Origin of the sequence: Microbacterium sp. (genome assembly GCF_031178525.1) — a bacterium.
In the GTDB taxonomy this organism is placed as follows: domain Bacteria; phylum Actinomycetota; class Actinomycetes; order Actinomycetales; family Microbacteriaceae; genus Microbacterium.
Window position 1 is genome coordinate 1 of the sequence record NZ_JAPSJA010000104.1, and the last position, 8,751, is coordinate 8,751.

12 protein-coding genes are annotated in these 8,751 nt (G+C 71.1%); 2 read left to right on the forward strand and 10 right to left on the reverse strand.

What is annotated here, in order from left to right:
• The 9 genes from RIF89_RS08285 to rpsB form a co-directional block, all read right to left on the reverse strand.
• Window positions 1-326 (reverse strand): alpha/beta hydrolase (locus RIF89_RS08285; protein ID WP_375294455.1); only part of this gene is annotated, 326 nt, incomplete at its 3' end.
• Window positions 327-346: 20 nt separating this feature from the next.
• Window positions 347-631: a hypothetical protein gene (locus RIF89_RS08290; protein ID WP_309068649.1), complete on the reverse strand. Its 285-nt coding sequence runs from the start codon at window positions 629-631 to the stop codon at window positions 347-349.
• Window positions 632-641: 10 nt separating this feature from the next.
• Window positions 642-1,457 carry a transglycosylase SLT domain-containing protein gene (locus RIF89_RS08295; RefSeq protein WP_309068650.1) on the reverse strand — a complete coding sequence of 272 codons (816 nt, stop codon included), beginning with the start codon at window positions 1,455-1,457 and terminating at the stop codon, window positions 642-644.
• Window positions 1,458-1,526: 69 nt separating this feature from the next.
• Window positions 1,527-2,090 (reverse strand): DivIVA domain-containing protein, encoded by a 564-nt coding sequence (locus RIF89_RS08300; protein WP_309068651.1) that lies wholly within the window; start codon window positions 2,088-2,090, stop codon window positions 1,527-1,529.
• Window positions 2,087-3,217: a phosphatidate cytidylyltransferase gene (locus tag RIF89_RS08305; RefSeq protein WP_375294456.1), complete on the reverse strand. Its 1,131-nt coding sequence runs from the start codon at window positions 3,215-3,217 to the stop codon at window positions 2,087-2,089. The genes RIF89_RS08300 and RIF89_RS08305 overlap by 4 nt, the downstream gene beginning before the upstream one ends.
• 45 nt (window positions 3,218-3,262) lie before the next feature.
• Window positions 3,263-3,817 (reverse strand): ribosome recycling factor, encoded by a 555-nt coding sequence (gene frr / locus RIF89_RS08310; RefSeq protein ID WP_309068659.1) that lies wholly within the window; start codon window positions 3,815-3,817, stop codon window positions 3,263-3,265.
• 79 nt (window positions 3,818-3,896) lie between these two features.
• The gene (pyrH, locus tag RIF89_RS08315; RefSeq protein ID WP_309068652.1) at window positions 3,897-4,616 is read right to left on the reverse strand and encodes a UMP kinase; all 720 of its coding nucleotides are present in this window, start codon (window positions 4,614-4,616) and stop codon (window positions 3,897-3,899) included.
• 127 nt (window positions 4,617-4,743) lie between these two features.
• Window positions 4,744-5,571 carry a translation elongation factor Ts gene (gene tsf, locus RIF89_RS08320; protein WP_309068653.1) on the reverse strand — a complete coding sequence of 276 codons (828 nt, stop codon included), beginning with the start codon at window positions 5,569-5,571 and terminating at the stop codon, window positions 4,744-4,746.
• A gap of 48 nt (window positions 5,572-5,619) precedes the next feature.
• Window positions 5,620-6,513 (reverse strand): 30S ribosomal protein S2, encoded by an 894-nt coding sequence (gene rpsB / locus RIF89_RS08325; protein ID WP_309068654.1) that lies wholly within the window; start codon window positions 6,511-6,513, stop codon window positions 5,620-5,622.
• 359 nt (window positions 6,514-6,872) lie between these two features.
• On the opposite strand from rpsB, the gene RIF89_RS08330 reads away from it, so the two are divergent.
• The gene (locus RIF89_RS08330; RefSeq protein ID WP_309068655.1) at window positions 6,873-7,394 is read left to right on the forward strand and encodes a M23 family metallopeptidase; all 522 of its coding nucleotides are present in this window, start codon (window positions 6,873-6,875) and stop codon (window positions 7,392-7,394) included.
• A gap of 9 nt (window positions 7,395-7,403) precedes the next feature.
• Here RIF89_RS08330 and RIF89_RS08335 read toward each other — a convergent pair whose 3' ends face one another.
• On the reverse strand, window positions 7,404-8,306 hold the full coding sequence (locus RIF89_RS08335; protein ID WP_309068656.1) for a tyrosine recombinase: 903 nt from the start codon (window positions 8,304-8,306) through the stop codon (window positions 7,404-7,406).
• A gap of 91 nt (window positions 8,307-8,397) precedes the next feature.
• Between RIF89_RS08335 and RIF89_RS08340 the strand changes: the two genes are divergently transcribed.
• The coding region (locus tag RIF89_RS08340) for a putative glycolipid-binding domain-containing protein (protein ID WP_309068657.1) at window positions 8,398-8,751 on the forward strand (354 nt) is incomplete at its 3' end.

Sequence of the window (8,751 nt, forward strand, 5' to 3'; positions counted from 1 at the left end):
TCCATCGCGGCGGCGACGTCCGCCTCCTCGGTCACGCCCTCCCCGAAGGCTCCCTCGCTCGTGCCGCGTGGCGAGCTCGTGCCGCGCGTGTTGAAGCGCAGCACCGCGAGGTCGGCGAGCGCCGGCAGCCGCGCGGCGGCCTTGCGGATGATGTGGGAGTCCATGAAGCCGCCGTGGGTGGGAAGCGGGTGCAGCGTCACGAGCGTCGCGACCGGATCGCGATCCTCCGGCAGGGCGAGCTCGCCGACGAGCGTGAGCCCGTCGCGCGTGCGCAGCTCGACGTCCTCGCGTCGGGCGGGCAGCAGCGTGGCGCCGCGGATCTCCATGGTGTCTCCCTCCACGGCCCTCAGGCCGTCCTCCAGCAATGGGTGTGCCAGTGCCGGCGCGCGGCGAGATCCGCGGCCGGGCCGAGCACGCCGTCCTCGCTCCAGACGACGACGTGCGCAACGCCCACGCCGATCGTGCCTGCGCATCCCGGGCACGTGTAGGTCTTCTCGGTGCGGGCACCCGATACGGGCTGCACGGAGTACTGGCGGCCGCGTCGCGACTCGGTGCGCCGCCATCCCGCGATCAGGCGATCGAGCGAGTCGTCGTCGCGGTCATCCCGGCGTCGACGGTGCGAGCGTGGCATGGCGCGCGGCCTACCACCAGTGGTTGGCGGTCCAGAACGCGTAGGCGCCCGCCCAGCTGCCGTACCGCGCGGTGGCGTAGCCGGTCGCCCACTGCAGATTGGCGACCGGGTTGTAGCCGCCCCCTGGCACCTTGCTGCAGGGAAGGGCCTGCACGAGGCCACAGGCCCCCGACGAGGCGTTGGTCGCGTTGGGATTCCAGCCGCTCTCGTGCGAGACGATGTAGTCGACGTAGCCCCAGTCGCTCTCCGCGATGCCGGCGGCGCGCATCCACTCCTCGGGAGCGCCGCCCCCGGTGTAGAACGGCGACGCGAGCGCCGCGGCACCGCCGTCGGACGCAGGCTCGGCGGCCTGCGCGGCCTCCTCCTCCTCCGCGGCCTCTGCCTCGGCGATCAGCGTCGGGATCTCCTCGCGCGTCGTGCCCTCGGGCACCTCGACGCCCTGCGACTCGGCGTACGCGATCCACTCCTCGAGCGATGCCTTGGGGTGGGGAGAGCCGTCCGCCTGGGCCTGCAGCTCGATCGCGTAGCTGCCGTACTGCAGGCTGCCGGCGGGTGCGAGGTTCGCGGCCGCGACATACATCTGCGCATCGGCCTGCACGGCGTCGTATCGCGACGCGGGCGCTCCCTCGGCCAGCGCGGCCGTGGTCGGGACGAGGTAGGCCGCCAGGAATCCGAACGCCGCGACACCCGCGAACACGTTCAGCACACCGCGGCGGCGGCTCAGGCGTGCCGGCACGGGAGCGGCGGAGCGCATGCTCGACGCACGCGTGTCACGTCGGGTGAGCTGGGCTGCCGTTCGGGTTCGGGTCTCGTTGGCGGAAGTCACAGTCCGACGAGTCTAACCCGCGGTCTCCGGCGAATCCACCGCGGACGTGATCTGTTCGTGACAATCGCGTCAGCGCACGGCCAGCATGACGTCGACGACCGCGTCCAGCAGCGCGTCGACCTGCTCCTCGCGGTAACCGCCGCGCGCCGAGCGGAACGCCGCGGCGCGCACCTGCTCGACGGTGAGCGACTCTCCCGCCTCGAAGTAGCGCGTGAGCCGATCCGTGACGATGTCCACTTCCTCGCGGGCATAGCCGTAGGCGAGCGGGCCGACGCGGTCGAACCGCTCGCCCCGCGGGCGATTCATCCGATCCAGGATGACCTGCGCCTCTTCGCGCGCGCGGGCGACCCAGGCCTCCGCACCGACCGACGCGATCGCGCGCTCGCGCTCACGTGCGGCGAACGCGTCCTCGATGCGCCCGAGCGCGGCGTCGACCGCCGCGATCTGGTAGCCCCCGCGGCGCAGCGGAAAGGCCACCTCGCGCACGGCCCGCGCGTCGAGCGCCGACGTCCCGGATTCGAACGCGCCCCGTGCCTGCGCGAGGAACTCGTCGACCGTCTCGCGGTCGTAGCCCTTCTCGCGACCCTGTGCGAGAGGGAAGGGCTGTGTGCGCTGGGCAGCGTCGTCGGTCATGATGCCCCCAGCGGCACGAGCAGGTGATGGAGGGTGAGAGCAGCCGTGGCGGACGGCAGGATGCTGTCGAGGCGGTCGAGCACTCCCCCATGGCCAGGCAGCCACGAGCTCATGTCCTTGATGCCGAGATCGCGCTTGACCATTGACTCGCTGAGATCGCCGACCGTCGCGGTGCCCATGATGACGCCGCCGATGATGAGCCCGCTCCACCAGGGCAGTCCCAGCATGAAGTGGGCGAGCAGCGCGCCGGCCGCGAGCGACGCGAGCACAGCTCCCGCGAAGCCCTCCCACGTCTTCTTGGGGCTGATGCGCGGTGCCATCGGCGTGCGTCCGAAGGCGACGCCGGCGGCGTACGCGCCCGTGTCGGACACCACGACGACGATGATGAACGCGAGCACCCACCACTCACCGCCGGGTTCCCGCAGCAGCACGAGAGCAAGGCTGGCCAGGAACGTCACATACAGCGTGATGAAGGCGCTCACGACGACGTCCGAGAGCACATCGGCGTACAGTCGCCCGTCCTGCGCCACCATCTGCGCGAGCAGGCGCCACACGATGATGAGCGCGATCGAGGTGAACAGCATCGACCAGTGCAGCCACAGGTCGCCGACGAAGCCGGAGACGAGCAGCAGCGGCACGGCGATCAGCTGCGGCACGAGGTCGACGCGGCGACCGCCCGCCTGCAGCGCGCGCGACAGCTCGAACACGCCGAGCACGACGGCGGCCGCGCCGAGCAGCACGAACGTCCACTTCACGAACACGAGGGAGGCGACGGTCACGACGCCGATGCCGAGTCCGATCGCGATCGCCACGAACAGGTCGCGGCCGGTGCGCTGCTTGATGCGCTCGTTGGCCTCGTCGAACTGGTCGCGCGCGTGCGCCGCGTGCATCTCGAACTCGTTGCGTGCGGCGCGTACGCGTGCCTGGAACGACGCGGGCTGGTCCACCTGCGGCGCGACGGGCGTCACGAGCGACTCGTGCTTGACCTCGGGCGGGGCCGAGGGCTCCGCCGCGGGCGGTGTCACGAGGCTCTGCCAGTCCGGCTCGGTCGGGGTCGCGGGACGAGCCGTCGGCCCGTCACCCGCGGACCCGGCCGCGTCGGGCGCGTCAGGCTGCGGCTCGGTCACGGCGTCCCTCACCCACCCCGGACGCGAAGAGCGACACACATCGCATCAGACCTCGAGAAGCTCTGCCTCTTTGTGCTTGAGGGCCTCGTCGATCTTGTCGACGTGCGCCTTGGTGATGGCGTCGAGCTCCTTCTCGCCGCGCGCGATGTCGTCCTCGCCGATCTCGTCCTTCAGGGCGTCGAGGTCGTCCTTGATCTGGCGACGGATGCCGCGGATGCGGACCTTCGCGTCCTCGCCCTTCGAGCGGACGAGCTTGACGAACTCCTTGCGGCGCTCGGAGGTGAGCTCCGGCATCGTGATGCGGATCATGTTGCCGTCGTTGCTCGGGTTCGCGCCGAGGTTCGGCATGTCGCGGATCGCGTCCTCGATCGCCTTGAGCGCCGACTTGTCGTACGGCGTGACGATGAGGGTCCGGGCCTCGGGGTTCGCCAGCGATGCGAGCTGCTGCAGCGGCGTGGGCGTGCCGTAGTAGTCGACGAGCACCTTCTGGAACAGCTGCGGGTTCGCACGACCGGTGCGGACCGTCGAGAAGTCCTCCTTGGCCGCGTCGACGGCCCGGTCCATGCGGGAGGTGGCTTCAGCGAGGACGTCCGCGATCACGGTGACTCCATTCATCAGGGTGGTACTCAGTGGAAGTTTAATGTGCGCTCTGGGCGCGAGCTGTCGGCGACGCCGCGCGTCAGGTCGTGACGAGCGTGCCGATCTTCTCGCCCAGCAGCGCCTTCGTGACGTTGCCTGCGGGCTCCATGCCGAACACCCGCATGTCGATCCGGTTGTCCATGCACAGGCTGAACGCGGTCGAGTCGACGACCTTGAGGCCCTGCACGAGCGCGTCCGCGTAGCTCACCGTGTCGAGCTTCGTCGCCGTCGGATCCGTGCGCGGGTCGGCCGTGTACACGCCGTCCACGCCGTTCTTGGCGACCAGCACCTCGTCGGCGCCGATCTCGAGCGCGCGCTGCGCGGCGACCGTGTCGGTCGAGAAGTACGGCAGGCCGGCGCCGGCGCCGAAGATCACGACGCGACCCTTCTCCATGTGCCGCTGCGCGCGGCGCGGGATGTAGGGCTCGGCGACCTGCGTCATCGAGATCGCGGACTGCACGCGTGTCGCGGCGCCCGCCTGCTCGAGGAAGTCCTGCAGGGCGAGAGCGTTCATGACCGTGCCGAGCATGCCCATGTAGTCGGCGCGGCCGCGGTCCATGCCGCGCTGGCTCAGCTCCGCGCCGCGGAAGAAGTTCCCGCCGCCGACGACGATCGCGATCTCGACGCTCTCCGTCGCGGCGGCGATCTCCCGCGCGATCTGGCTGACGACATCCGGATTCACGCCCAGCTGGCCTCCGCCGAACGCCTCGCCGGAGAGCTTCAGCAGGACGCGGCGGCGCCCGGTCTTCTCATGGATCACGTGTGTTCCTCTCGTCGCGTTCCTACGCTACCGGTGACGGCCGGATCCGCCCCGCGCGATCGTGCTCGACGTCCGCGCGCGGAAAAGGGGCCCGGATCCGGGTGGATCCGAGCCCCTTGAGACGCTCTTAGGCGCCGACCTTGAAGCGGACGAAGCCCGTGACGGTGATGCCGGCGGCATCGGCCACCTGCTTCACCGACTGCTTGTCGTCCTTGGCGTACGCCTGGTCGAGCAGGGCGACCTGCTTGAAGTAGGCGTTGAGGCGACCCTCGACGATCTTCGGAAGGGCGGCCTCGGGCTTGCCCTCCTGGCGCGTGAGCTCGGTGACGAGCGTGCGCTCCTTCTCGACCTCGGCCTCGGGCACCTCGTCGCGCGTGAGGTACGACGGGTTGGCGAACGAGATGTGCTGCGCGATGCTGCGCGCCGTCTCGGCGTCGCCGCCGGAGTACGCGACCGCGACGCCGACCTGCGGGGGCAGGTCCTTGCTGGTCTTGTGCAGGTACACCTGGAACGCGTCGCCGGTCAGCGTGCGCACCCGGCGCAGCTCGACCTTCTCGCCGATGATGGCGGCCTCGTCCGAGATCAGCTGGTCGACCGTCTGGTCGCCCGCGGGGGCGGCCAGCGCGGCCTCGGCCGAGTCGGCGCCGACGGCGGCGGCCGCGTCGGCCACCTTGTCGGCGAGCGCGATGAAGCGATCGTTCTTCGCCACGAAGTCGGTCTCGCAGGCGAGCTCGATCAGCGTGACCTTGCCGTCCTGCTCGCGCGCGGCGACGAGGCCCTCGCTCGTCGAGCGGTCGGCACGCTTCGCGTTGCCCTTCGCGCCCTTGAGACGGAGGATCTCGGTGGCCTTCTCGACGTCGCCGTCGGCCTCCTCGAGCGCCTTCTTGGTGTCGACCATGCCCGTGCCGAGCTGCTCGCGCAGCGCCTTGATGTCGGCGATGGTGAAGTTGGCCATTGGTTGCTGGCTCCTCAGGTTCGGTGGATCCGATCGGATCCGGACGACTTACTTCTCGGTGGTCTCGGCGGCCTCGGCCTCGGCCGGAGCCTCGGTCTCGGCGGCGGGGGCCTCGGCGGTCTCGGCGGCGGGGGCCTCGGCGGCGGGCGCCTCGGTCGCAGCGGCGTCGGTCTCGGCGGCCTCGGCCTCGGCCGGGGTCTCGAGGAGCTCGCGCTCCCACTCGGCCAGCGGCTCGGCGTCGCCCTCGGGGTTGTGCTTCTGCTGCAGGCCCTCGGCGGCGGCGTCGGCGACGATGCGCGTCAGCAGGCCGACCGAGCGGATGGCGTCGTCGTTGCCCGGGATCGGGTACTGCAGGTCGTCGGGGTCGACGTTCGTGTCGAGGATGCCGATGACGGGGATGCCGAGCTTCTTGGCCTCGTCGATGGCGAGGTGCTCACGCTTGGCGTCGACGACCCACAGGGCCGACGGCGTCCGGGTGAGGTTGCGGATGCCGCCCAGCGACTTGTGCAGCTTGTCGAGCTCGCGCTTCTTGAGCAGGAGCTCCTTCTTGGTGAAGCCCGTGCCGGCCGGGTCGTCGAAGTCGAGCTCCTCGAGCTCCTTCATGCGCGCGAGACGCTTCGACACGGTCTGGAAGTTGGTCAGCAGACCACCGAGCCAGCGCTCGTTGACGTACGGCTGGCCGACGCGCGTCGCCTGCTCGGCGAGCACCTCCTGGGCCTGCTTCTTCGTGCCGACGAACAGCACGGTGCCGCCGCGGGCGACGGTCTCCTTGACGAAGTCGTACGCCTTGTCGATGTAGGTGAGCGACTGCTGGAGGTCGATGATGTGGATGCCGCTGCGCTCGGTCAGGATGAAGCGCTTGACCTTCGGGTTCCACCGACGCGTCTGGTGTCCGAAGTGCACGCCGCTGTCGAGCAGCTGGCGGATGGTGACCACAGCCATGGTCTTTCTCCTTGATTCGGGCAGGGCGGCCGTGCCGGTTCCTGCCATTGCGGTTGTCCTGCCGGTCGGTCGACCGGCGAGCCTGGTGCCCGGCGCACTACCGCCCTCAGGGAGGGACCGATGGGAGTGGATGCCGCGACATTCATCCGAAGACGATGGGTCGCTCTGGGCACGCGGAGTCATCCCGATGCACGGGATGCGACCTCCAGTGTATCAGTGCGGGGTCGGCCCGATGCGCGGCGGCGAGCGGCGTTCATCCGGCGTTCCCCCGGTCGTCCACAGCGTGCTCGCGCCCGCGTGCGCGCGTCGGTCGCTGTGGACGGAGCCGTCGCGGGCGTCTGCCGGGCCACGCTGTCGGCATGAGCGATACGGCGCGACGCGTCCTGGCATCCCTCGCCCTGGGGGCGATCCTGCTGGCGGCACCCGGAGCGGCCGAGGCCGCGCCCGATCCGGAGTCGCGGATCGAGACCGCCGAGACGTGGATCTGGCCCGTCTCGGGCGGCGTGCGGCTCGTCGCGCCGTACGTTGCGCCCGCGCACGCGTACGGCCCCGGTCACCGCGGTGTCGACATCGCGGCGGACATCGGATCGGAGGCGGTCGCGCCCGCATCGGGGACCGTCGCGTTCTCGGGCACGGTCGTCGACCGACCGCTGCTGACGATCGACCACGGCGGCGGGCTCGTCACGACGCTCGAGCCCGTGCTGTCCGACCTGTCCCCCGGCGACGCGGTCGCGCGCGGGGACGTGGTCGGGCACGTGACGGCGGGCGGCCACGCGGCGCCCGGGTCGCTGCACCTGGGCGTGCGGCTGCACGGGGAGTACGTCAACCCGCTGCTGCTGCTCGGCGGCGTGCCGCGCGCCGTGCTGCTGCCCTGCTGCTGATGAACGACGTCAGGCGCGGGGGTGGGCGAGCCGGTACGCGGCGGCGAGTCGCTCGGACGACACGTGCGTATAGATCTGGGTGGTGCCGAGGCTCGCGTGTCCGAGCAGCTCCTGCACCGCGCGCAGGTCGGCGCCGCCGTCGAGGAGGTGCGTCGCGGCCGAGTGCCGCAGCGTGTGCGGGCCGACGGCGCTCGAACCGAGCGTGGGGCCGACCTCGCGCGTGACGAGGTCGTACACGGCGCGGGCCCCCATGCGTCCCCCGCGGATCCCCAGGAAAAGCGCCGGTCCGGGTCCGCTGCCCCGAGCGGCGAGAGCCGGTCGGGCGCGCGTCAGGTAGGCGCCGAGGGCGCGGTTGGCGGGCGCCCCGAACGGCACGACGCGCTCCTTGGCCCCCTTGCCCAGCACGCGCACGGTGCCGCGGTCCAGATCGAGGTCGTCGACGTCCAGCCCGCACAGTTCGGACACGCGGATACCCGACCCGTAGAGCACCTCCAGCACCGCGTGGTCGCGCAGCGCGACCGGGTCGCCGTCCTGTGCGCGCTGCTCGAGCCGATCGAGCACCTCGCGGAGCGCATCCGCCGTCGCGACGTGCGGCAGCGAGCGACCGCGCTTGGGTGCCACCAGGCGCAGGCTGGGGTCGACGGGGACCAGGTCCTCCTCGTGCGCCCACCGGAAGAACGTGCGAGCCGACGACGTGCGCCGGGCGACAGTGGAGCGCTCGTCGCCGCGCTTGGTCGCGTGCCACAGCCACTCGCGCAGGTGCTCGAGATCGATGTCGGCGAGCTCGATGTCACCCGTGACCTCGGCGAGCCCGCGCAGGTCGTTGCGATACGCGCGCACGGTCGCGGGCGACAGCCGTCGCACCTTCTCGAGGTGCACGGCGAACGCCTCGGTCGCGCGGGAGATCAGCACGTCTCCAGCTTCACCCGTGCGCGGCCGTCGAGGCGCGCGACCCGCCCGTCAACCCGTCGCCGCGATCGCGCGCGACGGGCAGGATGATCGCGTGAAGACCACAGAGTACGTCTGGTCGGGGACGCGCGGGCGCAGTCTGGAGCGGCTCTCACTGACCGAGGACGCGTCGGTGCGCGCGCACGCGCACGTCGAGATCGGCGATGCGACCTACGAGTACGAAGCCGTACTCGATGCCGAGTGGGGCTTCCGCGCCCTGCGCATCGAGGCCGGGGACGGGCGCGTCCTCGAGTTGCGTCACGACGCGTCGGGTTGGTGGACCGAGAACCGCATGGTGCGACCGGATCTGAGTGACGCTGTCGACATCGACCTGTCATTCAGCCCGTTCACCAACACGCTGCCGATCCGGCGCCTGGATCTCCCGATCGGAGGCGAGGCCGAGATCGTC

Coding starts and splice junctions, on each gene's coding strand:
- tsf (WP_309068653.1), bottom strand. CDS start 5,571: ATGGCCAACTTCACCATCGCCGACATCAAGGCGCTGCGCGAGCAGCTC.
- RIF89_RS08330 (WP_309068655.1), top strand. CDS start 6,873: ATGAGCGATACGGCGCGACGCGTCCTGGCATCCCTCGCCCTGGGGGCG.
- RIF89_RS08290 (WP_309068649.1), bottom strand. CDS start 631: ATGCCACGCTCGCACCGTCGACGCCGGGATGACCGCGACGACGACTCG.
- rpsB (WP_309068654.1), bottom strand. CDS start 6,513: ATGGCTGTGGTCACCATCCGCCAGCTGCTCGACAGCGGCGTGCACTTC.
- RIF89_RS08300 (WP_309068651.1), bottom strand. CDS start 2,090: ATGACCGACGACGCTGCCCAGCGCACACAGCCCTTCCCTCTCGCACAG.